This is a genomic window from Pseudomonas sp. Marseille-Q1929, assembly GCF_017316265.1.
Classification (GTDB): Bacteria; Pseudomonadota; Gammaproteobacteria; order Pseudomonadales; family Pseudomonadaceae; genus Aquipseudomonas.
Genome location: NZ_JAFLWU010000027.1, coordinates 40,797 through 64,107, shown reverse-complemented (window position 1 = coordinate 64,107; position 23,311 = coordinate 40,797). Strand labels below are relative to the sequence as shown.

Sequence of the window (23,311 nt, the reverse complement as noted above, 5' to 3'; positions counted from 1 at the left end):
ACCGAGCACAGGGCTAAGACGTTATTCTGTCTGGGATTTTTCCTACGAAGACTGCGAACCGCCGAATGCAAAACCTGACCCGCATAATCACCCGCGTCCTCGAACTGATGAAGCGCTACCCAGGGGTGATTGCACTCGGCGGCTTTATCTCGGGGGTGTGCAGCTTCATCCTGGTGGACCGCCAGCAGGGCATGGCCAGTTGGATCGCGGTGATCATGCTGGTGAGCTGGCTGTGGTTGATGCTGGAAAACAGCTTTACCCAGCTGTTTGCCAAAGTCTTCAAGCGCGAAATTCCCGAGCCGCTGCTGCGCTACGCCACCCAGATGATCCACCAGGAAAGTCTGTTTTTTGTGTTGCCATTCTTTTTCGTCACCACCGCCTGGAACAGCGGCCAATCGCTGTTCACCGGCCTGCTCGGCGCGGCTGCACTGGTGTCGATCGTCGACCCGCTGTACTACAAGTGGCTCGCGCCCAAGCGCTCGTTGTTCCTCGCGCTGCACACCCTGACCCTGTTCGCCGCGCTGCTCACCGCGCTGCCGATCATCCTGCACCTGACCACCGCCGAGAGTTACAAGCTGGCCCTGGGCGTGGCCATGGCGCTGTCGATCCCCAGCCTGGCAGTGAGCCTGCCGCTGCGCAGCCTCAAGGGCTGGGCGATGCTGCTGGGCGTGACGGCCGCCATCGGCTGCGCGGGTTGGTTCCTACGCAGTTGGGTACCACCGGCCACCCTGTGGATGACGGAAGTGGCCATCAGCACCCAGTTGCAAGACCGCACACCGGGGGATGACCTCAAGGAAGTCACCGTCGCCCAACTGCGCACTGACGGGCTGTACGCCTACACCGCGATCAACGCGCCACGCGGCCTGGATGAGCGGATCTACCACGTGTGGAAATTCAATGGCAAAGAGGTCGACCGCATCGCCCTGGACATCCATGGCGGGCGCAAGGAAGGCTATCGCGCCTGGACCCATAAACAGAATTTCCCCGGTGATGCCGTGGGCCGCTGGCAAGTGCAGGTGCTCACCGAAGACGGCCAAGTAATCGGCGTGCTGCGCTTCAAAGTCATCGACGCAGCACAAACGGACAACCCAAAGTAGGTAGGTTCGTGCTATTACGTAGGAATTGTGGATAGCCAAACAAGCTCGGAGCTTATGACCAGTAGTACCTCGGCCGGCGCAGCCCATCTCGATACGTCCTCCACGCCTCCGTTGCTGCGGATTACGGGGGACTGGACGCTCGCCCACTACGCAGACCTGAAAAAGCTGTCGGACACGCTCGACGGCCAATACGACGCCGGCGCCCGGATCGACCTCAACGGCCTCGGCGCCCTGGATACCGCCGGCGCGTCATTGCTGGTGGAGTTGCTGGGCCCCACCCGCATCGAGCAATCCGCCGAGCAGAGCGATTGCAGCCTGTCGGCCGCCGACCGCGCGCTGCTCAAGACCGTCTACCGCTCCCTCAATGATTTTTGTGTGCCCGATAAAGCCCCGGAAGAAGCCACCGGCATCCAGGTGTTGGCGCGCATTGGCCGGGCGGTGGATAAAGTCTGGCAAGACAGCAAGCAACTGCTGGGCTTTATCGGCCTGATACTCGAGACCTTTGCCCGGGGAATTTTCCGCCCCAAGCGCTGGCGCATCACGCCGATGGTCGCGCATATCGAACAGACCGGCCTCGACGCCGCGCCCATCGTCGCCTTGCTGACCTTCCTGGTCGGCGCCGTGGTGGCGTTTCTCGGCGCCACGGTGCTCAAGAGCTTTGGCGCGACGATTTTCACCGTGGACCTGGTGGCGTTCTCTTTCCTACGGGAATTCGGTGTATTGCTCACCGCGATCCTGATCGCCGGCCGCACCGCCAGTGCCTTTACCGCACAAATCGGTTCGATGAAGGCCAACGAAGAAATCGACGCGATCCGCACCCTCGGCCTCGACCCGATGGAGCTGCTGGTGCTGCCGCGCGTATTGGCCCTGCTGGTGTCGCTGCCGATGCTGACGTTTTTGGCAATGCTCTCGGGCATTGTCGGCGGTGGCGTGGTGTGTGCCGTGGCACTGGATATTTCGCCGGCGATGTTTCTCTCGCTGCTCAAATCCGACATCGGCGTGCAGCATTTCCTCGTGGGGATGGTGAAAGCGCCGATCTTCGCGTTCCTGATCGCCGCCATCGGCTGCCTGGAAGGCTTCAAGGTCAGCGGCAGTGCCGAGTCGGTCGGCGCCCACACCACCTCCAGCGTGGTGCAATCGATCTTTGTGGTGATCGTGCTGGATGCGGTCGCCGCGCTGTTCTTCATGGAGATGGGCTGGTGAGTCGTCTACACCGTGCGCCCACTGAGGCGGTGATTGAAGTGCGCGGGCTGTGCAATCGCTTTGGCAGCCAGAGCGTGCACGAGAACCTCGACCTGGATTTGTACAAGGGCGAGATTCTCGCCGTGGTCGGCGGCTCCGGCAGCGGCAAGTCGGTGCTGCTGCGCAGCATTGTCGGCCTGCGCCGGCCCAGCGAAGGCGAGGTGCGGGTGTTTGGCAAGAACCTGCCAAGCCTCTCGGAGCATGAGCGTTCCCTCGTAGAACGACGCTTTGGCGTGCTGTTCCAGAAGGGCGCGCTGTTTTCCTCGCTGACGGTGACCGAGAACGTTGCGCTGCCGTTGATCGAACACGCCGGCCTCAGCCGCCGCGATGCCGAGCACTTGGCAGCGGTCAAGCTGGCCTTGGCTGGGTTGCCGTTGTCGGCGGCGGACAAATACCCGGCATCGCTGTCCGGCGGCATGATCAAGCGCGCCGCCCTGGCCCGCGCCTTGGCCCTGGACCCGGACATCCTGTTCCTCGACGAACCCACCGCCGGCCTCGACCCGATTGGCGCGGCGCAATTCGACCAACTGATCCTGACCCTACGCGACGCGCTGGGCCTGAGCGTATTCCTGGTCACCCATGACCTGGACACGCTGTACACCATCACCGACCGCGTGGCGGTGCTGGCGCAGAAAAAAGTACTGGTGGCGGATGCCATCGATGTCGTCTCGGAAACCGACGACGCCTGGATTCACGAATATTTCCACGGCCCCCGGGGCCGTGCGGCATTGGATGCCGCTCAACCGCTCAACGAGGTATGACATGGAAACCCGCGCCCATCATGTGATGATTGGTCTGTTCAGCGTGATCGTCGTGGTCGGCGCGATGCTGTTTGGCCTGTGGCTGGCCAAATCCAGCATCGACAGTGCCTTCCAGGATTACGAAGTGGTGTTCAACGAGGCGGTCAGCGGCCTGTCCCAGGGCAGCTCGGTGCAGTACAGCGGGATCAAGGTGGGCGACGTGATCAGCCTGCGCCTGGACCCCAAAGACCCGCGCCGCGTCCTCGCGCGCATCCGCCTGGCCGGGCAGACGCCGATCAAGGAAGACACCCAGGCCAAGCTGGCGCTGACCGGCATCACCGGCACCTCGATCATCCAACTCAGCGGCGGCACACCACAAAGCCCGGTGCTCAAGGGCAAAGACGGCAACCTACCGGAAATCATCGCCTCGCCGTCACCCATCGCGCGCCTGCTGAACAACAGCAACGACCTGATGAGCAGCATCAACCTGCTGCTGCATAACGCCAACGCGCTGTTCTCCCGGGAGAACGTCGAGCGCCTGACCAACACCCTGGACAACTTGCAGCAAACCACCGGCGCCATCGCCGACCAGCGCGGCGACATCAAAGTGGTGATGCAGCAATTGATGCAGGTGAGCAAACAGGCCAGCGGCGCCCTGGAGCAAACCACCGTGCTGATGCGCAACGCCAACGGCCTGCTCAACGATCAAGGCAAGCAGGCGTTCAGCAGTGCCGAGCAGGCGATGAAGTCCCTGGAAAAAAGCACCGCCACCATCAACACCTTGCTGACCGACAACAAAGACTCGGTGAACAGCGGCATGCAGGGCCTCAACGAACTGGCGCCGGCCGTGCGTGAACTGCGCGAAACCCTCGGCTCGCTGCGCGCCATCTCCCGCCGCCTGGAAGCCAACCCCAGCGGTTACCTGCTGGGCAGTGACAAGAACAAGGAGTTCACGCCATGAAGCGTGCTTATCAACTGATCGTCCCTGTAGCCCTGGCCCTGGTGAGCGCGTGCTCGATCCTGCCCAAGCCTGACCCTTCGGACGTGTACCGCCTGGCGGCAGCACCGGCGACCGTACAAGGCACGCCGGTGGCCTGGTCGCTGCGGGTGACCAAGCCCCAGACCAGCGAATTTCTCGACAGCCCGCGCATTGCCGTGGTCCCCAACGGTGACCTGATCAGCAGCTATGCCAACTCGCGCTGGAGCGATCCGTCGCCGGTGCTGTTGCGCAACCGCCTGCTGGACGGGTTCCAGCGCGATGGGCGGGTGACGTTGTTGAGTACCGACGACACCAACCTGCAAGCCGACTATGAGCTGGGCGGGCAGTTGCAGGCGTTCCAGAGTGAGTACCGCGGCACCGCGGTGGAGGTGGTGATTCGCCTCGACGCACGGCTGGTGCGTGGGAGTGATCAGCGGATTATTGCCAGTCGGCGGTTTGAAGTGAGGCAGCCGGTGAGTGATACCAAGGTGCCGGCGGTGGTGGCCGGGTTTGGGTTGGCGGGGGATCAGTTGGACAAGCAGGTGGTGGAGTGGGTGGTGCAGCAGGGCAATACAGCGCCGAAACGCTGAGGGCCTCTTCGCGGGCAAGCCCGCTCCCACAGTGGATCGCGTTTATCCTGACGAAACGCAGTCAACTGTGGGAGCTGGCTTGCCTGCGATAGCGATTCCAGCCTCAGCCAAAGAACCAGTAGCACACCGCAATAGCCGCAACGACACCCGCCAGCTCCGCCAGCAACGCACAGCCCACGGCATGCCTGGCCCGCTGAATCCCCACCGAACCAAAGTACACCGCCAACACATAGAAGGTGGTCTCGGTACTGCCCTGGATCGTCGCCGCCACCAGCGCCGGGAAGCTGTCCACGCCCTGGGTCTGCATGGTTTCGATCAGCATCGCCCGCGCGGCGCTGCCGGAGAACGGCTTGACCATCGCCGTCGGCAAGGCATCGACAAAGCGTGTGTCCATGCCGGTCCAGGCCACCAGATGGCGAATCCCTTCCAAGCCGAATTCCAACGCCCCCGAGGCACGCAACACGCCGACCGCACACAGCATCGCCACCAGGTACGGCAGCAGGTTCTTGGCCACGTCGAAGCCTTCCTTGGCGCCTTCGACAAACGCCTCGTAGACCTTGACCTTGCGCAACGCGCCGATGATCAGGAACAGCATGATCAGGCCAAACAGGGTGAGATTGCCGAGAATCGACGAGAGGCTGGCCAGCGCGGTGGCGGAGAGGGTCGCCAGCAGCGCCATGAAGCCACCCAGCACCAGCGCGCCCGGGATCAGGTACGCGAGCACCACCGGGTCCCACAGCCGCAGGCGCTGCATGATCGCCACCGACAGCAGGCCCACCAGGGTCGAGGCACTGGTGGCCAGCAGGATCGGCAGGAACACCAGCGTCGGGTCGGCGGCGCCTTGTTGGGCGCGGTACATGAAGATGGTCACCGGCAACAGCGTCAGCGAGGACGCGTTGAGCACCAGGAACAGGATCTGCGCGTTACTGGCGGTGTTGGGGATCGGGTTGAGTTCCTGCAAGGCCTTCATCGCCTTCAAGCCGATAGGCGTGGCGGCGTTGTCCAGGCCCAGGCCGTTGGCGGCGAAGTTGAGGGTGATCAAGCCGATGGCGGGGTGGCCAGCCGGCACTTCCGGCATCAGGCGGCGGAACAGCGGGCCGAGGGCCTTGGCCAGCCAATCGACGATCCCGGCTTTTTCGGCGATGCGCAGAAAACCCAGCCACAAGGTCAGGGTGCCGAACAGCAGCACCATGACTTCCACCGACAGTTTGGCCATGGCGAAAATGCTTTCGACCATCGCCGAAAAAATCCCGGCGTTACCGCCCACCAGCCACTGCACCAGCGCTGACACCATTGCCACGACAAAGAAGCCAAGCCACAGGCCATTGAGCATCAGTTAAATCCCCCGAATGATGGGGCGAATGATAGCGGGGCTGGCAGAAACGACAAACCCCGGATTTCCCGGGGTTTGTCTCACAGCGCTCGCGCTATCAGCTGCGAGTCGCCTGGGCGGCCGGAGCCGCGTCCTTGCTGCGCCAGTGCGGCAGGGAATTCCAGTAGCGCTCGCCCTTGGCGTCGTCGTACATGCCTTCCCAACGTGCGATGACCAACACGGCCAGGGCGTTGCCGATCACGTTCAGGGCGGTACGCGCCATGTCCATGATGCGGTCGACACCGGCGATGAACGCCAGGCCTTCCAGCGGGATACCCACGCTGCCCAGGGTGGCCAGCAGCACCACGAAGGAAACGCCCGGCACACCGGCGATGCCTTTGGAGGTGACCATCAGGGTCAGGACCAGCATCAGTTGCTGGCCAACCGACAGGTCGATGCCATACAGCTGGGCGATAAAGATCGCCGCGATGCTCTGGTACAGGGTCGAGCCGTCGAGGTTGAACGAGTAACCGGTCGGTACCACGAAGCTGCAGATCGCTTTTGGCGCGCCGTAGGCTTCCATCTTCTCGATCACACGCGGCAGCACGGTCTCGGAGCTGGCGGTGGAGTAGGCCAATACCAGCTCATCCTTGAAGATGCGCATCAGCTTGATCACCGAGAAGCCGAACAGGCGGGCGATCAGGCCGAGGATCACAAAGGCGAAGAACAGGATGGCGACGTAAACCAGGATCACCAGCTTGGCCAGCGGCAGCAGGGAGGCGAAGCCGAAGTTGGCCACGGTCACCGCGATCAGTGCGAAGACGCCGATCGGGGCGTACTTCATGATCATGTGGGTGACTTTGAACATGCTCTCGGACACGCCCTGGAACATGGTCACCAGCGGCTCGCGCAGGTCCGGCTTGAGGCTCGACAGGCCCAGGCCGAACAGCACCGAGAAGAAGATGATCGGCAGCATTTCACCACGGGCAACGGCGGCGAAGATGTTCGATGGGATCAGGTTGAGAATGGTCTGGATAAACGCATGCTCGTGCTGCACTTCCGCAGCCGTGGCCTGGTATTTGGAGATATCGACCGTACCCAGGGTACTCATGTCGATGCCGGCACCCGGATGGAACAGGTTGGCCAGCAGCAGGCCGACCACAATCGCGATGGTGGTGACGATCTCGAAGTAAAGGATGGTCTTGACGCCGATACGCCCGAGTTTCTTCGCGTCACCGACACCGGCAATGCCGACGATCAGCGAGGAAATCACAATCGGGATCACGATCATCTTGATCAGGCGGATAAAGATATCGCCCGCTGGCTGCAACACATTGCTGATCCACCAGGCTTTTTCAGCACTGAAATGGTTAAGCACTGCGCCGATTGCGATCCCCAACACCAAACCGATGAGGATCTGCCAGGCGAGGCTTAGCTTTGCCTTCTTCATGTCATTACCCTTACTTCAAGTGAACTCAAGGCAAATGCGCCAGCCGCAACGCTCGAAAGCGAAAAAGTGTGAGCATCTGCCTCCATGGAAGGTCACCGCAGCGTGGCCGAAATGGCTTACTGGCAGGCGAAAAAAGGCGCAACTATTCCGATGCAAGGGAGCGACGTCTAATGCCGTAAACGCCTACCCTATGCCGAATCGGCATGGCTTTTTTTCATAATAACTGTCCGAACGGTCAGTTCAAATGCGACAAATCGTCCGGCGAATATGCCGTGAACCTGCCAAAGCCGGCTCGCTCAGAGATTCAGCACGTCTTCGAAGGGTTGGCAGAAATGCCTGGGAATACTGCGGCGCAGTGTCGGAAATGTCCTATGGTGCCGGCGAAATTTTATCGATAGGTGGTCGCCCCGACACACCAAGTAATGGTTGGAATCGGGCAAAAAGGAAATTTGCGGCTATGCGCGGTATGAGAAGCGGGGAATGAGAGTCACAAGCCCGCCACAAGTTCAGCAAACCGTGGGTTTGTGAACGTGCGACGAGTGACCAGGCCCGCCGAAGGGCCTTAGTACCAATTCGGATCTTTCTTCAACTGCTCCATCAGCAGCTTCTGCATGCCCGCATCCGGTTTACCGATAAACCGGTAATCAGCGTGCCGCGTGGGCGACTTGTCCGCCGGCAAGCCGGCCGGGACTTCTACCAACAGCGCGTAGGCATCGTCCTTGTCGAGGCTGAAGGCCACGATCAGGCGCTTGTTCAGGCAGGTGTCCGCGGTTTCGCAGAGCGGCCCGACCAAGTACTTGTCGCCATCTTCTTCCACGGCATTCATTTGTTCAGCCGTACCCGACAGGTTCATCACCCATTCCGGCAGGCGCTCTTCTTTCTTCACCACGCCTTGCCAGGTCTGGCGGTATTGCGGGTCCGCACTGAGCAACTCGTTGGCGCGCGATTGGCCGTCGTTGGCGGCCATCACCAAGCCGCTGCCGCCCAGCAGGGCGGCGGCAACCAGGGCTTTAAGGGACAAGGAGGTCATATTCAGCCTCGGCCACGACGACCAAAGAAGAACGAAGCGATAAACATCACCAGGAAGACCACAAACAGAATCTTGGCGATCCCCGTAGCGGTGCCCGCGATACCACCGAAGCCCAGGACTGCAGCCACAATGGCGATGATCAGAAATGTGATTGCCCAACTCAACATGGTGATTCTCCTTACGCTTTCTAAAGGGGTAACAACGGTGGTGCCGTACGGCCGCTCAAGTGAGCGAGCGCTTTTCTTGCCTAGAACACCCAACGCTCTTGGACGGGCAGCTCGCCCAGGGTGGAATCCTGGTCGGCGACTCTCAATTGCGGGGCGGTTACCTCGGCGGCAACGCTGCCGACGGAACGGAAATGGGTCTGGGTCTTCACGGAATGTTCGAATTGCGGGGCTTGTTGCTGACTCTGCTGCCAATGCTGCATCTGCTGGCCGCCAATCAACGTGACCATCAGGGCCAGGCTGGCAAACAGGCCTTGCTGCAAGCGCAGTGGCGATACGTGCAATTGGCTGAGGATTTGGCGAGTCATGCTGTGGTGCTCCCGCATTCTGATTATTCGTTGAGAGGGATATTGCAGGGTGCATGCCAGCTTTTTTACATAATAAAACTCAATAAAATCAGGTAGTTGAGAGAACTACAGAACTGAAGAGCCCAGCATCCTGCACGATGCCGCCCTGGGGGCCGTGCGAAATGCACGATCACCAGCGGTCGGATCAAGGGATAGAAAACAGGTGACGGGTTGCCGAAGTGGCAAGACGGCATGAAAACGCCATCAGACGGGGCTTTGTAGGAGTCCATGCAGATACCTGCACGACGTCTCCTTTTATCGATCAGAATAAACCATGCAACTTGCCCGATTATTCCGGGACTAATCACCATCATTCATAGTTAAGGAGCGCGGCACCGATGGAATCAGCCAAGGAACTTCAAGGCCGCATTCTTTTAGTGGACGACGAATCCGCTATCCTGCGCACCTTCCGTTATTGCCTGGAAGACGAAGGCTACACCGTGGCCACCGCCAACAGCGCCGCCCAGGCCGATGCACTGATGCAACGCCAGGTGTTCGACCTGTGCTTCCTGGACCTGCGCCTGGGCGAAGACAACGGCCTCGATGTACTGGCGCAAATGCGCATCCAGGCGCCGTGGATGCGCGTGGTGATCGTCACCGCGCATTCCGCCGTGGACACCGCGGTGGATGCGATCCAGGCCGGCGCCGCCGACTACCTGGTCAAACCGTGCAGCCCGGACCAATTGCGCCTGGCCACCGCCAAGCAGTTGGAAGTACGCCAACTGTCTGCCCGCCTGGAAGCGCTGGAAGGCGAAGTGCGCCAGCCCAAAGACGGCCTCGACTCCCACAGCCCGGCCATGATGGTGGTGCTGGAAACCGCGCGCCAGGTGGCCGGGACCGACGCCAACATCTTGATCCTCGGCGAGTCGGGCACCGGTAAAGGCGAACTGGCCCGGGCCATCCACGGTTGGAGCAAACGCGCGAAGAAATCCTGCGTGACCATCAACTGCCCGTCGCTGACCGCAGAACTGATGGAGAGCGAATTATTCGGTCACAGCCGCGGCGCGTTTACCGGCGCCAGCGAAAGCACCTTGGGCCGGGTCAACCAGGCCGACGGCGGCACGCTATTTCTCGACGAGATCGGCGACTTTCCCCTCACGTTGCAGCCCAAGTTACTGCGATTTATCCAGGACAAGGAATACGAGCGCGTGGGCGACCCGGTCACCCGCCGCGCCGATGTGCGCATCCTCGCCGCCACCAACCTGAACCTGGAAGACATGGTGCGTGACGGCCGCTTCCGTGAAGACTTGCTGTACCGCCTCAACGTCATCACCTTGCACCTGCCGCCACTGCGCGAACGTAGCGAAGACATCCTGACCCTGGCCGATCGTTTCCTCGCACGCTTCGTCAAGGAATACGCGCGGCCGGCACGCGGCTTCAGCGATGAAGCCCGCGAGGCGCTGCTCAACTATCGCTGGCCGGGCAATATCCGCGAGCTGCGCAACGTGGTGGAGCGCGCGAGCATTATCTGCCCGCAGGAGAAGGTGGAAATCAGCCGCCTCGGCATGGCCGAGCAACCGACCCATAACGCCCCACGAATCGGCGCGGCGTTGAGCCTGGACGAGCTGGAGAAAGCGCACATCGGCGCCGTGCTGGCCACCGCCGACACCCTGGACCAGGCGGCCCGCACCCTCGGTATCGACGCCTCGACCCTGTACCGCAAACGCAAACAGTACAACCTGTGAGCTGCACCTTATGAAGTTAGCGATGAAGCTGCGGACTCGCTTGTTCCTGAGTATCTCAGCGCTGATCACCGTCGCCCTGCTGGGCCTGATCCTGGGCCTGGTCAGCGTCATGCAAATGGCCAAGACCCAGGAGTCGCTGATTCGCAGCAACTTCATCACCCTGGACCTGGGCCTCAAGCTGCGCCAGAGCCTGGGCGACCAATTGATCATGATGCTGGAGCAACGCCCAGACCCCGCAGCGCTGCAAGCGTCGAAGCAGCACTACTTCGACCTGCTGGACCAAGGCATCGCCCATGAACAGCGCGACGGCCACGGCACCGGTTTCAGCCAGGCCCGGGGCGACTACCAGAACCTGCTGGACGCATTTGACCAATCCCAGCAAGCCGCAACAGCGCCGGGCAGCAAGGAAAAACTCACCGAAGCCTTCAATGTGCTGCGCAACGGCCTGATCGCCGAACACAAGCAAGCCCTGGAAAACATCAGCACCAGCGAACACAAATCCCGCGAACGCGCCTTGCTCATCGCCGGTTTGCTCGGCCTTGTGGGCCTGGCAGTGCTGATCATCGGCTTTGTCACCGCCCATGGCATCGCCCGACGTTTTGGCGGACCGATCGAAGCCTTGGCCAAAGCGGCGGACAAGATCGGTCAGGGTGATTTCGAAGTGACGCTGCCGATCTCGTCAGCGGCGGAGATGAACCAACTGACACGGCGCTTCGGCATCATGGCCGAAGCCCTGCGACAGCATCAGGCAACCAATATCGACGAACTGCTCGCTAGCCAGCAACGCCTGCAAGCGGTGCTCGACAGCATCGACGATGGCCTGCTGATGATCGACCGCCAAGGCCGCCTGGAGCACCTCAATCCGGTAGCACAGCGCCAATTGGGCTGGGATGAGGAACGCCTCGGCCAGGGCTTGGGCGAAGCCTTGATGCGCCCCGAACTGGATGAGCAACTGCAACTGGTGCTGCGCGGCGGCAACCTGGAGCGCGCACCGGAAGACCTGGAAGTGGAAGTCGAAGGTGAACTGCGCCTGCTGACCTACAGCCTCACGCCCGTGAGCCATACCGAGGGGCACATCCTTGGCGCGGTGATGGTGCTGCATGACGTCACCGAACAGCGCGCCTTTGAACGGGTACGCAGCGAGTTCGTCCTGCGTGCGTCCCATGAGCTGCGCACACCGGTGACCGGCATGCACATGGCGTTCGGCCTGTTCCGCGAGCGTGCGAAGTTTCCTGCGGAGTCGCGCGAAGCGGACCTGCTGGATACGGTCAATGAAGAAATGCAGCGCCTGATGCAGTTGATCAACGACTTGCTCAACTTCTCGCGCTACCAGAACGGCCTGCAAAAACTCACCCTGGGGCCGTGTGATGTGAACGATCTGCTTGAGCACGCCCGTGCGCGCTTCGCCGAGCCGGCCAAGGCGCAGAACATCGAACTGCTGGTAGAAGCGCAAGCCGACCTGCCACGCCTGTACGCCGACCAGGCGCAACTGGAACGCGTGCTCGACAACCTCTTGGCCAACGCCCTGCGCCATACCGCCGAGGGTGGGCAGATTCGCCTGCAGGCACGGCGTCATGGGGAACGGGTGATTGTCAGCGTCGAGGACAACGGCGAAGGTATCGCCTATGGCCAGCAAGGGCGCATTTTCGAACCGTTCGTCCAGGTGGGCCGCAAGAAAGGCGGCGCCGGCCTGGGGCTGGCGCTGTGCAAGGAGATCGTGCAACTGCACGGCGGCCGCATGGGCGTGTATTCGCGGCCGGGGCAGGGGACGCAGTTCTATATGGCGCTACCGCTTTAACGGCGGTTCAACGCCCGCAGGATCGCAGCACTCTCGGCATCAGGCGTGCCATCAAACAATGCCGGCCGGAAGTGCATCTGGAACGCTGCAATCACATGGCGCGTAGCCACATCCAGTTCGCCAGTCTGCGGTGTCTGGTAGCCCAGACGGGCCAATTCTTCCTGGAACCAGGTAATGCTCGGCAGGTCGGCGGCGTATTGCACCTGGAACCGCGCCACCGCCTGGGCGTCCGGCCACACTCCCAGGCCTTCATCGGCCAAACGCTTCCACGGAAACAACGGGCCCGGGTCCAACTTGCGCAGCGGCGCAATATCGCTATGACCAATGATGTTCTTCGGGTCGATGCCATTGCGCTTGCTGATGTCCTTGAGCAACACCACCAACGACTTCACCTGCGCTTCGGAATACGGATACCACACGCGTCCCGTCGGCGTGTCGCGATAGCCTGGGTTGACGATTTCGATACCGATGGAGCTGGAGTTGAGCCAGGTGCGGCCCATCCACTCGCTTTCCCCGGCATGCCAGGCGCGCTGGCTCTCATCCACCAATTTGTAGATCTTGCCTGAGGCGTCGTCGCCGATCAGGTAGTGGCTGCTGACCTGGCCGTGGGTCAGCAGCGCCAGCGAGCGCTCAAGGTCGGTGGAGGTGTAGTGGACGATCACGAACTGCACGCGGTTGTCGTGGTTCGCCGAGGGATGGCTGGTGTCCAGGCGCGGGCCGCTGGCGCAACCCGCAAGCAGAAGAAACACAAAGGCAATGGATAAGGATTTCATGGCAGAAGGCAGTACGCTGAAGACGATAATGCAACAGTGTAACGTACCGTTTGTGACGCGGCGCTCAAATCACAAAATGGAACAACTTTTACGCTGCCTGCACTTGGTTACGTCCCGCCGCCTTGGCCCGGTACAACGCCGCATCGGCGCGCTTGAGCGCCAGGTCACTGCGCTCGCCCGGCAGGAACTGCGCCACGCCCATGGACACCGTGACCGTCACCGGCTCGCCTTTGAAGTGGAACGGGCACGCCTCGATGGCCGCGCGCAGCACCTCGCCCACCGCCAGCGCATCCGCCAGGGATGAGTCGGGCATCAGCAAGACAAACTCTTCGCCACCAAAACGTGCGATGAAATCAGTCGGGCGCAGGCGCTTGCGCAGGACGTTGGCGATGATTTTCAGCACCTTGTCGCCCGCCAGATGGCCGTAACCGTCGTTGATCCGCTTGAAGTGGTCCAGGTCGAGCATCGCCAGCGACAGGCTGTTGCCGCGCTGGTGCCAGGCATTGACCTCGTGGTCCAGGCGTTCGCTCCAGGCCGCGCGGTTGGGCAGCCCGGTGAGCGGGTCGAGCAGGGCTTTCTGGCGCTGCACTTCCAGGTGCTCGCGATAGCCCTGGGCTTCCTGCTCCATGTTGGCCACCCGCTCGGCCAAGCCTTTCAAGCGCGCCGCGACTTCCTGCTCACGCTGGTCGCGTTGCTGCTGGTGCTGGTCCATGGTGCCGAGCAGGCCTTCCAGATGGCTTTCCAGCACGTGCTTGAGGCTGTCCAGGTCAGCCGCTTCCTGCACACTGCTTTGCAGGCCGTCGACTTGCTCACGGATCTGCGTATCCAGCTCGCGGGCAGCGTCACGGCTGTCGGCATGCCCATCACTGGCCACTTGCAGATGGCCCTGGAACGCTTCGAGGCGCTCGTTGAGCTGCTTGAGATACGCCTCGAACTCGTGCTGGCCGCTGTCGGTGATCGCCAGCATCAACACCGCCAGATCGTCGAGGATCGGTAGCAGCTCGTACCAGTTCAAGCCATGGGCCAGGCGCTCGCGCATCGCCTCGGCCTGTGGCCGATGGCGTTCGGGCAGCGACAGGTCTTCGAGCAGGCCGAGCAAAGTGTCTTCGATATGCTTGGCCACGGAGCTGTAGGACGGCTCGGGCGAATCGGGCAGGGCGTAGATGCCCTCTGATTGCAGCTCGTCGGGATCAGCGCGCTCGAGCACCGGCGGCAGTGACAGGCTGCCGATGACGGTTTGCTCCGGTGCTTCGACCGGCACCTGCGGCGCTTCGACAAAGGTGGCGAGGGCGCTTTCGACGGCGGGAGCTTCGGCCTGCGGCGCGGGCAGCTCGGGCTCGGGTGTAGCGACAGGCGCCGCAGCGTGGACCGGCGCATCAGCTACAACCGCTGGCTTGACGGCCTCGACCACCGGGGCGCAAGGCACAGGTACGGGTGCAACTTGGGGCAGCGGTGCAAACGCGCGCAGCGCCTCGGACAACTCTTCAGACTGCGCAGGCTCCTGGGGCAGAGGCTCGGACGCAGGCTTCGGAGCGGCGGGTGGCACGGCGGCAACCGCCGCCTGCTCGCTCACCGGCGCCTCATTGGCGACGTCCTTGCCACCAAACAAGCGTTGCAACAGCCCGGGCCCTGGGCGCGGGTTTTCGCCATCCGGCTCCAGGTTCTCCAGTGCCTGCCCTTGCAGGCTGCTCAACTCACTGAGCAGCAGCGGGATCTCGCGCGCCTGGCCCACTCGGCTGTCCAATTGCTTGGCGAAGGTTTTCAGCGGGCGCGCGACGTCACGGGGCAACGGCAGTTTTTGCAGCTGCGCGACCAGCGCCGTCAGCGCGGTGCTGATCTGCTCGACCCGGGTTTCGCGGCGCTGCTCGGAATCCAGCACAGCCTTTTCCAGGCGTGGCAGCAGGGCGGCGAGGGCGGCGTCCATGTCGTCGGTGCGCACTACGTCGCGCATTTCCTTCATACATTGGTCGACCGCGCGGTCGGTGCCTTCCGCCGCCAGCGTGCTACGCACCAGCCCTCGACGCAGCAGGTCGAGGCGGGCAGCCCAACGGCGTTCGAGCTTTTCTTGTTGCTCGATGCTTAACAGGTATTTTTCTTTCCAGCGCTGGGCGTCGTCGCTCATGCAAGGGGTCCGCGGGGGCCAGGGCTCAACGCGGGCAATGCATCGGCCGTGAGCGAACCCGGCAGGCGAATCTCTACCGCGACCGGCAGGTGGTCGGAGATGGGCTGCGCCAATACCTGCACGCTTTCGAGCGTGAGGGTCGGGCTCAGCAGGATATGGTCCAGGCAGCGCTGCGGACGCCAGCTGGGAAACGTGGCTTCGACTTGCGGCGCCAGTAACCCGAGGTCCCGCAGCGGGGAATTGTTCAGCAGGTCGCTGGCGTGGGTGTTCATGTCACCCATCAGCACCTGGTGTTTGTAGTTGCCGATCAGCTCGCGGATGTAGGCCAGCTGCATCGTGCGGGTGCGGGCACCCAACGCCAGATGCATCATCACCACCACCAGGGCTTCAGGGCCCTCGCCAAATCGCACGAGGATCGCACCGCGCCCCTTGGGGCCGGGCAGCGGGTGATCTTCGATCGCCCATGGTTTCAAGCGACTGAGCACACCATTGCTGTGCTGGCCCAGGCGCCCGAGGTTGCGGTTGAGCTGCTGGTACCAGTAGGGGAACGCCCCAAGCTGGGCCAGGTGTTCGACTTGATTGACGTAACCGGAGCGGATGCTGCCGCCATCGGCTTCCTGCAAGGCGACCAGGTCGAAGTCGCTCAGCAGGTTGCCGATTTTCTGCAGGTTACCGGCGCGCCCATTGTGGGGCAGCAGGTGCTGCCAGCCACGGGTGAGGTAGTGCCGGTACTTCTCGGTACTGATGCCCACCTGGATATTGAAACTGAGCAGGCGCAACCGGCTGTCGGCCGGCAGGCCCGTGGATTCCAGGTGGTGCTCGTTGACCTGCGGATCGTGCAGGCCGACGACGCGTTCAGTCCCCCAACGGCGCATGGCGGGCCCCTTACTTGGCTGCGCGCTCTTTGGCGATCAGCTGGTCGGCGACGTTAAGGACAGCCTCCGGACCACCGGCAGTACCCAGGTCAAAACGGTATTTGCCGTTGACGATCAGGGTCGGTACGCCTTGCACGCCATACTTCTGCGCCAGTTCCTTGGCCTGTTTGATCTGGCCCTGGATGGCGAAGGAGTTGAAGGTGGCCAGGAACTTGTCCTTGTCCACGCCTTGGGTGGCAACGAAGTCAGCCATTTCGTCAGGCTTGGTCAGGCGCTTGCCTTGTTTCTGGATCGCGTCGAAGACCGCGTTGTGGACCTTGTGCTCCACACCCATGGCTTCCAGGGTCAGGAACAATTGGCCGTGGGCATCCCAAGGGCCGCCGAACATGGCCGGGATACGCTTGAAGTTAACGTCGGACGGGAGTTTTTCAGCCCACGGATTGATGGTCGGCTCAAAGGCGTAGCAATGCGGGCAGCCGTACCAGAACAGCTCCACCACTTCGATCTTGCCAGGCACCGAAACCGGTACCGGATTGGTCAATTCAACATAGGTTTTACCGGCTTCAAGCGGCACGTCGGCAGCTTGTGCGGTCATGCCGAAGAGGCTGGCAGTGACGAGAGCGGCGCTGAGGATCAGATTACGCATGCTTTACTCCTGGACAAATAAAGTCGCCTCACGCGACCTTTGTTGTGACAGGTCTACGCGGGCATGAGTTCGTTAGTGTAACGGCACCGGCCACAAAAAAGGGCGGCCTAGGCCACCCTTTTTATGCTTGCATCGACGGATTAATCGAGCGTTAACGTTGCGTGCAGCTTAGTGCAGGCCCTGGATGTAGCTGGAGACCGCCGCAATGTCTTCATCGCTGAGTTTGCGGGCGATGGTGCGCATGATTGCGGCGTCGCCATCGTTGGCTCGCCCGGCCTCTTCCTTGCGGAAATCGGTCAACTGCTTGGCGATATAGGTGGCGTGTTGGCCGCTCAAGTGCGGGAAGCCCGCCGCGGCGATACCGGCGCCATTAGGCGAATGGCAGCCGATGCAGGAAGGCAGGCCTTTTTCCAGGTCACCGCCACGGAACAGCTTCTCGCCACGGGCGACCAGTTTCGGATCGGCAGCTCCCACGCTGCCCTTCTGGCTGGCAAAATACGCCGAGATGTCCGCCAGGTCCTGATCGCTGAGGTTGGTCAGCAAGCCGGTCATTTCCAGCACCGTGCGCTTGCCATCCTTGATGTCGTGCATCTGCTTGGTCAGGTAGCGTTCACCCTGGCCGGCCAGTTTGGGGAAGTTCGGCGCCGGGCTGTTGCCATCCGGTCCATGGCAAGCACCACACACGGCGGCTTTCGCCTGGCCCGCTGTAGCGTCGCCTGCAGCATGGGCAACACCGGTGATGCCCAGGGTCAACAGCAGACTCACGATCAGTTTGTTCATCAGCTAATCCAACTACGGCTAAGGGGTTTAAGAGTTATCTACCGGGTTTACTCACCATCAACTGAATGACGGCCTGGTAATCCTCAGTACTGCAGTCCATGCACAAACCACGCGGCGGCATTGCCTTGAAACCCTGGGTCACGTGTTGCACCAGCGTGTCCATGCCCTGCGCCAGTCTTGGCGCCCAGGCTGCCTGATCTCCCCGTCTGGGGGCATTGGGCAACTGGCCAGCATGGCAAGCCACGCAAACTCGGTTGTACACCGCTTCCGGATCCTGTGTAGCCTGAGCGCCGTAAAGCGGGATCAGGACACCAAAAGCGAGCAACCATCGGGTCATACATCGACCTTTTCAGGGTTTGAGAGCGTTTTGCGTTCTAATGCGCAATAAAGGTCTATCGCTCCCGTGAACCTCATCCTTCGCTGGGACAAAGCACACACAAAATCTGCGGCATTATATACTGGCGCTACTGAAACGGAAACGACACCGCTTGCCGCACCCTTTCTCGGCACCGCCCACATCGGAAATCTCATGCAACTCAAGAACCCCATCCTCGGCCTGTGCCAACAGTCCACGTTCATGCTCAGCGCCGCCAAAGTTGACCAATGCCCTGATGACGAAGGCTTTGAAGTCGCCTTTGCCGGCCGTTCCAACGCCGGTAAATCCAGCGCACTGAACACCCTGACCCACGCCAGCCTGGCGCGCACCTCGAAAACCCCGGGCCGCACGCAGCTGCTCAATTTCTTCAAGCTAGACGAAGATCGGCGTCTGGTCGACCTGCCGGGCTACGGTTACGCGAAAGTACCTATCCCGCTGAAGCTGCACTGGCAGCGTCACCTGGAGGCTTACCTGGGTGGCCGCGAGAGCCTGAAGGGGTTGATCCTGATGATGGACATCCGTCATCCAATGACCGACTTCGACCTGTTGATGCTCGACTGGGCGGTCGCCAGCGGCATGCCGATGCACATCCTGCTGACCAAGGCCGACAAGCTGACCTACGGCGCAGCCAAGAACACCCTGCTCAAAGTGCAGGCGGAAATCCGTAAAGGTTGGGGTGACGCGATCACCATCCAGCTGTTCTCGGCGCCCAAGCGCCTGGGCCTGGAAGAAGCCTACACCGTGCTGGCCGACTGGATGGAACTGGCCGACAAAGGCGCGGAAATCGCCGAGTAACTTTTCTGCGGGCAAAAAAAACCCCGGACTTCGTATGGGGAGGGGAAGTTCGGGGTTCAAGTTCTGGACCGCTAGGGCGGGGTCCAGATATCTGCCAACACTTAACACAACATAGGAGCATTAAAGGGCTTCACCACCCATTCAGTAACTCTGAGTAGCACTTCACGGGTTAAGTTCCGGCAGGCGTAAAAAACTATTGGAAATAACTCACGGCGTTATCTGATCTAAAGCACTCTGCCACCACCCTCCGGTGGCGGCAAAGCCCTAGAATCAGTGCGCTTCGTCCCAGTTGTTACCCACGCCCACTTCCACTAGCAGCGGTACATCCAGCTGCGCCGCAGCACTCATGTGCTCGCGAATCTTCTCGCTGACTTCAGCAACCAGGTCCTCACGCACCTCTAGCACCAGTTCATCGTGCACCTGCAGGATCACCTTGGCATCCAGGTCCGAATCGGCCAGCCAGTTGTCCACCCGCACCATGGCTTTCTTGATGATGTCTGCGGCAGTTCCCTGCATCGGCGCGTTGATCGCGGTACGTTCTGCCGCCGCGCGCTCCTGCGGCTTGTTGGAGTTGATATCCGGCAAGTACAGGCGACGGCCGAAGAAGGTCTCGACATAACCTTGATCCGCCGCCTGGGCACGGGTGCGCTCCATGTACTCGCGAACCCCGGGGTAGCGGGCGAAGTACACATCGATATAGGCCTTGGCCGTCTTGGTATCGACGCCAATATCCTTGCCCAGCTTCTGCGCGCCCATGCCGTAGATCAGGCCGAAGTTGATCGCCTTGGCGCTACGACGCTGATCCGTGGTGACCTCATCCAGCTCAACCTTGAACACCTCGGCCGCCGTGGCCGTGTGTACGTCGAGGTTGTCGCGGAAGGCGTTCATCAAGCCTTCGTCCTTGGACAGGTGCGCCATGATCCGCAGTTCGATCTGCGAATAGTCCGCCGCCAGCAGCTTGTAGCCTTTTGGCGCGACAAACGCCTGACGAATCCGACGCCCTTCGGCGGTACGCACCGGAATGTTCTGCAGGTTCGGATCACTGGACGACAAACGCCCGGTCGCCGCCACCGCCTGATGATAGGACGTGTGGATGCGCCCGGTGCGCGGGTTGATCTGCTCCGGCAGGCGGTCGGTGTAGGTGCTTTTCAGCTTGCTCATGCTGCGGTACTGCATCAGCACTTTGGGCAGCGGATAGTCATCTTCGGCCAGCTTGGCCAACACTTCCTCAGCGGTTGACGCCTGGCCCTTGCCGGTTTTCTTCAGCACCGGTAGGCCGAGTTTCTCGTAGAGGATCGCGCCGAGCTGCTTGGGCGAACCGAGGTTGAACTCCTCGCCGGCAATCTCGAAGGCCTGGCGCTCAAGTTCCACCATTTTCTTGCCCAGTTCGACGCTCTGGACGCCCAACAAATCCTTGTCCACCAACGCGCCCTGGCGCTCGATACGCGCCAGCACGGGCACCAACGGCATCTCGATGTCTGTCAGCACGCTGGCCAGGCTCGGGATGGCGGCCAGTTGCGCATGCAGTTCCTGATGCAGGCGCAGGGTGATATCTGCGTCTTCAGCCGCATACGGGCCCGCCTGCTCCAGCGCGATCTGGTCGAACGTCAGCTGCTTGGCGCCTTTGCCGGCGATGTCCTGGAAGCTGACGGTGTCGTAGTCCAGGTACTTCTTGGCCAGGCTGTCCATGTCGTGCCGGGTCGCGGTGGAGTTGAGCACGTAGGATTCGAGCATGGTGTCGAAGGCAATGCCGCGCACGGTAATGCCGTGGGCCGGGTCGCCGCCGATGGCGCAGTTGGCCAGGATATTCATGTCGAACTTGGCGTGCTGGCCGACCTTGAGCTTGGTCGGGTCTTCCAGCAGCGGTTTCAGGGCCAGCAGAACAGTGTCGCGGTCCAACTGCTCCGGCACGCCGATGTAGGAGTGGGTCAGCGGGATGTAGGCCGCTTCATAGGGCTGAATGGCAAAAGAAAGTCCAACCAACTGCGCCTGTTGTGCGTCGATGCCGGTGGTTTCGGTATCAAAGGCGAACAACTTCGCGTCGTTGAGTTTTTTCAGCCATACATCAAACGTGGCCTGGTCGAGGATAGTGGTGTAGGCCGCTTCCACGGGTGCTGCGACTTCAACGGTTTCTTCAGCAACAGGCGCGGCTTTGAGCTCGACACGCTTGGCATCGCGTTGAATCTCATCAATCCAGCTTTTGAACTCCAGAAGCGTGTAGAGCTCCAGCAGTTTTTCACGATCCGGCTCGATCAGGTGCAGGTCATCCAGGCCCACATCCAGCGGCACATCGCATTTGATCGTCGCCAACTGGTAGGACAGGAACGCCATTTCCTTATGTTCTTCCAGCTTGGCCGGCAACGTCTTGGCGCCACGGATAGGCAAGGTCGGCACAACGTCCAACTGCTCATACAGCTCTTTGATCCCGCCATTCACGCCAACCAGCAAGCCGGAAGCGGTCTTCGGCCCAATGCCCGGAACGCCCGGGATGTTGTCGGACGAATCGCCCATCAACGCCAGGTAATCGATGATCTGCTCGGGAGCGACGCCGAATTTCTCTTTTACGCCGTCGATATCCATCGAACTACCGGTCATGGTGTTGACCAAGGTAATGTGCCCATCGACCAACTGCGCCATGTCCTTGTCACCGGTGGAGATCACCACCGGGCGGTTGGCCGCCGCACTGCTGCGGGCCAGGGTGCCGATCACGTCATCGGCCTCGACGCCTTCGACGCACAGCAACGGGAAGCCCAGGGCGATCACGCTCTGGTGCAGCGGCTCGATTTGCACACGCATGTCATCGGGCATGCTGGGGCGGTTGGCCTTGTATTCGGCGTACATGTCGTCGCGAAAGGTCCCACCCTTGGCGTCGAACACCACCGCGAACGGGCTGCCCGGATACTGCTTGCGCAGGCTTTTGAGCATGTTCAACACGCCCTTTACCGCACCGGTCGGCAGGCCTTTGGAGGTGGTCAGCGGTGGTAGCGCGTGGAAGGCGCGGTACAGATAAGAAGAACCGTCCACCAGGACGAGGGGGGCTTGGCTCATGAGCAGGATCAACCTTTTCGGCGGGTCAGGCGCTAGAATAGCCGGACCAATGACGACAAAGGGACAAGGTTATCATGCGTACATTCAATCGCCTGCTGTTGACTGGCTTGATTGCACTCACTCCGATGGCTGCCATGGCGGCAGACAGCGCGCCCGGGGGGGATCCGGACGTTACCATTCGCACGGAAGGCGACAGAACGATTCAGGAGTACCGCCAGAACGGCTTCCTCTATGCAATCAAGATCACCGTCAAAGGCGCTAAACCGTATTTTCTAGTTCGCGCGGACGGAACCGATGCGAATTTTATCCGCTCTGACCAGCCGGATATGTTGATCCCATCATGGAAGATCTTCGAATGGTAGTGATCTCCTAACTTAACTTGGCGCCGCGCCCTGCGGCGCCCGTACTGGCAGTTTTAACCATGTCTGTGTTCACCCCCCTGGCTCGGCCCGAGCTGGAAACCTTTCTCGCCCCTTACGGGCTCGGCCGCCTGCTTGATTTCCAGGGAATTGCCGCCGGTAGCGAAAACACCAATTTCTTTATCAGCCTGGAACAGGGCGAATTCGTCCTGACCCTGGTTGAGCGCGGCCCCGTCGCCGAAATGCCGTTCTTCATCGAACTGCTCGACGTGCTCCACGACGCCGACCTGCCCGTGCCCTACGCCTTGCGCACCACCGACGGCGAGGCCCTGCGCGAGCTGAAAGGCAAACCGGCCCTGCTGCAACCGCGCCTGGCCGGCAAGCACATCAAGCACGCCAACGCCCAGCACTGCGCCCAGGTCGGCGAACTGCTCGGCCATCTGCACCTGGCGACACAAGGCGACAAGGTACTGGAACGCAAGACCGATCGCGGCCTGGATTGGATGCTCAGTGAAGGTGCGCAGCTGATTTCGCATCTGGAGGCAGCTCCGCAGCGCTTGTTGCAAGACGCGCTGGACGAGATCGAAGCCCACAAGACGCAGATCCTCGCCCTGCCGCGCGCGAACATTCACGCAGACCTGTTCCGCGATAACGCGATGTTCGAAGGCACCCATCTGACAGGCCTGATCGACTTCTACAACGCCTGCTCCGGCCCGATGCTGTACGACGTGGCGATCGCCCTGAATGACTGGTGCTCGGACGAAAACGGCGTGATCGACGGCCAACGTGCCCGCGCACTACTGGGCGCCTATGCAGGGCTGCGCCCGTTCACCGCCAAGGAGGCCGAATTGTGGCCGACGATGCTGCGGGTGGCGTGTGTGCGGTTCTGGCTGTCACGCCTGATCGCGGCAGAGTCGTTTGCGGGGCAGGATGTATTGATTCATGACCCGGCAGAGTTCGAACACCGCTTAGCGCAACGCCAGCAAGTGACAATCCAACTGCCGTTCGCGCTCTAAAGCATCAACTCGGTCAATGTGGGAGCT

22 protein-coding genes are annotated in these 23,311 nt (G+C 61.5%); 10 read left to right on the top strand and 12 right to left on the bottom strand.

Annotated features, from left to right (window positions below):
- Positions 1 to 65 precede the first annotated feature (65 nt).
- The 5 genes from J1G37_RS23700 to J1G37_RS23680 are packed head-to-tail and all read left to right on the top strand — an operon-like array spanning position 66 to position 4,648.
- Complete coding sequence (locus tag J1G37_RS23700) at positions 66 to 1,097, top strand: DUF5924 family protein (RefSeq protein WP_207045682.1); 1,032 nt, start codon at positions 66 to 68, stop codon at positions 1,095 to 1,097.
- Positions 1,098 to 1,151: 54 nt separating this feature from the next.
- Positions 1,152 to 2,300, top strand: a complete 1,149-nt coding sequence (locus J1G37_RS23695; RefSeq protein ID WP_124527099.1) for an ABC transporter permease — start codon at positions 1,152 to 1,154, stop codon at positions 2,298 to 2,300.
- Positions 2,297 to 3,100 carry an ABC transporter ATP-binding protein gene (locus J1G37_RS23690; RefSeq protein ID WP_124527098.1) on the top strand — a complete coding sequence of 268 codons (804 nt, stop codon included), beginning with the start codon at positions 2,297 to 2,299 and terminating at the stop codon, positions 3,098 to 3,100. Before J1G37_RS23695 ends, J1G37_RS23690 begins: the two co-directional genes overlap by 4 nt.
- 1 nt (position 3,101) lies before the next feature.
- Positions 3,102 to 4,040, top strand: a complete 939-nt coding sequence (locus J1G37_RS23685) for an MlaD family protein (RefSeq protein ID WP_207045680.1) — start codon at positions 3,102 to 3,104, stop codon at positions 4,038 to 4,040.
- Positions 4,037 to 4,648 carry an ABC-type transport auxiliary lipoprotein family protein gene (locus J1G37_RS23680; protein WP_207045678.1) on the top strand — a complete coding sequence of 204 codons (612 nt, stop codon included), beginning with the start codon at positions 4,037 to 4,039 and terminating at the stop codon, positions 4,646 to 4,648. Before J1G37_RS23685 ends, J1G37_RS23680 begins: the two co-directional genes overlap by 4 nt.
- Before the next feature lie 103 nt (positions 4,649 to 4,751).
- On the opposite strand, the gene J1G37_RS23675 is transcribed toward J1G37_RS23680, so the two are convergent.
- The 5 genes from J1G37_RS23675 to J1G37_RS23655 form a co-directional block, all read right to left on the bottom strand.
- Entirely contained in the window at positions 4,752 to 5,981 is a 1,230-nt protein-coding gene (locus J1G37_RS23675; protein WP_017734677.1) for a spore maturation protein, read from the bottom strand.
- A 97-nt stretch (positions 5,982 to 6,078) separates the two neighbouring features.
- The gene (gene gltP / locus J1G37_RS23670) at positions 6,079 to 7,410 is read right to left on the bottom strand and encodes a glutamate/aspartate:proton symporter GltP (RefSeq protein ID WP_017734678.1); all 1,332 of its coding nucleotides are present in this window, start codon (positions 7,408 to 7,410) and stop codon (positions 6,079 to 6,081) included.
- Positions 7,411 to 7,972: 562 nt separating this feature from the next.
- Positions 7,973 to 8,440 (bottom strand): inhibitor of vertebrate lysozyme family protein, encoded by a 468-nt coding sequence (locus J1G37_RS23665; RefSeq protein ID WP_017734679.1) that lies wholly within the window; start codon positions 8,438 to 8,440, stop codon positions 7,973 to 7,975.
- 2 nt (positions 8,441 to 8,442) lie between these two features.
- Positions 8,443 to 8,607, bottom strand: coding sequence for a DUF1328 domain-containing protein (locus J1G37_RS23660; protein WP_003170804.1), 165 nt, complete (start codon positions 8,605 to 8,607; stop codon positions 8,443 to 8,445).
- Positions 8,608 to 8,687: 80 nt separating this feature from the next.
- Positions 8,688 to 8,972, bottom strand: coding sequence for a hypothetical protein (locus J1G37_RS23655; RefSeq protein WP_207045677.1), 285 nt, complete (start codon positions 8,970 to 8,972; stop codon positions 8,688 to 8,690).
- 377 nt (positions 8,973 to 9,349) lie between these two features.
- On the opposite strand from J1G37_RS23655, the gene algB reads away from it, so the two are divergent.
- Both algB and J1G37_RS23645 read left to right on the top strand, forming a co-directional pair.
- The gene (gene algB / locus J1G37_RS23650) at positions 9,350 to 10,696 is read left to right on the top strand and encodes a sigma-54-dependent response regulator transcription factor AlgB (protein ID WP_207045675.1); all 1,347 of its coding nucleotides are present in this window, start codon (positions 9,350 to 9,352) and stop codon (positions 10,694 to 10,696) included.
- 10 nt (positions 10,697 to 10,706) lie between these two features.
- Positions 10,707 to 12,494, top strand: coding sequence for a KinB sensor domain-containing domain (locus J1G37_RS23645; protein ID WP_207045673.1), 1,788 nt, complete (start codon positions 10,707 to 10,709; stop codon positions 12,492 to 12,494).
- Here the strand turns inward: J1G37_RS23645 and J1G37_RS23640 are convergent.
- From J1G37_RS23640 to J1G37_RS23615, 6 genes are all read right to left on the bottom strand, one after another.
- A complete protein-coding gene (locus tag J1G37_RS23640; protein ID WP_207045671.1) occupies positions 12,491 to 13,267 on the bottom strand; it encodes an N-acetylmuramoyl-L-alanine amidase in 777 nt (258 codons plus the stop codon). The genes J1G37_RS23645 and J1G37_RS23640 overlap by 4 nt on opposite strands.
- Before the next feature lie 88 nt (positions 13,268 to 13,355).
- Entirely contained in the window at positions 13,356 to 15,389 is a 2,034-nt protein-coding gene (locus tag J1G37_RS23635; RefSeq protein ID WP_207045669.1) for a GGDEF domain-containing protein, read from the bottom strand.
- On the bottom strand, positions 15,386 to 16,264 hold the full coding sequence (locus J1G37_RS23630) for an endonuclease/exonuclease/phosphatase family protein (RefSeq protein ID WP_017734685.1): 879 nt from the start codon (positions 16,262 to 16,264) through the stop codon (positions 15,386 to 15,388). The genes J1G37_RS23635 and J1G37_RS23630 overlap by 4 nt, the downstream gene beginning before the upstream one ends.
- Positions 16,265 to 16,274: 10 nt before the next feature.
- On the bottom strand, positions 16,275 to 16,910 hold the full coding sequence (gene dsbA, locus J1G37_RS23625) for a thiol:disulfide interchange protein DsbA (RefSeq protein ID WP_017734686.1): 636 nt from the start codon (positions 16,908 to 16,910) through the stop codon (positions 16,275 to 16,277).
- Positions 16,911 to 17,078: 168 nt separating this feature from the next.
- Complete coding sequence (locus J1G37_RS23620; protein WP_124527088.1) at positions 17,079 to 17,690, bottom strand: cytochrome c4; 612 nt, start codon at positions 17,688 to 17,690, stop codon at positions 17,079 to 17,081.
- Positions 17,691 to 17,724: 34 nt separating this feature from the next.
- Positions 17,725 to 18,027 (bottom strand): c-type cytochrome, encoded by a 303-nt coding sequence (locus J1G37_RS23615; protein WP_124527087.1) that lies wholly within the window; start codon positions 18,025 to 18,027, stop codon positions 17,725 to 17,727.
- Between the two features lie 192 nt (positions 18,028 to 18,219).
- Here J1G37_RS23615 and yihA point away from each other — a divergent pair, with 192 nt between their 5' ends.
- Positions 18,220 to 18,861, top strand: a complete 642-nt coding sequence (gene yihA, locus J1G37_RS23610; protein ID WP_124527086.1) for a ribosome biogenesis GTP-binding protein YihA/YsxC — start codon at positions 18,220 to 18,222, stop codon at positions 18,859 to 18,861.
- Positions 18,862 to 19,131: 270 nt separating this feature from the next.
- Here the strand turns inward: yihA and polA are convergent, their stop codons facing one another.
- On the bottom strand, positions 19,132 to 21,909 hold the full coding sequence (polA, locus tag J1G37_RS23605) for a DNA polymerase I (RefSeq protein ID WP_207045667.1): 2,778 nt from the start codon (positions 21,907 to 21,909) through the stop codon (positions 19,132 to 19,134).
- 74 nt (positions 21,910 to 21,983) lie between these two features.
- Here polA and J1G37_RS23600 point away from each other — a divergent pair, with 74 nt between their 5' ends.
- Both J1G37_RS23600 and J1G37_RS23595 read left to right on the top strand, forming a co-directional pair.
- Positions 21,984 to 22,271 (top strand): DUF2782 domain-containing protein, encoded by a 288-nt coding sequence (locus J1G37_RS23600; RefSeq protein ID WP_207045666.1) that lies wholly within the window; start codon positions 21,984 to 21,986, stop codon positions 22,269 to 22,271.
- 59 nt (positions 22,272 to 22,330) lie between these two features.
- On the top strand, positions 22,331 to 23,284 hold the full coding sequence (locus J1G37_RS23595; RefSeq protein ID WP_207045664.1) for a homoserine kinase: 954 nt from the start codon (positions 22,331 to 22,333) through the stop codon (positions 23,282 to 23,284).
- Positions 23,285 to 23,311 lie beyond the last annotated feature (27 nt).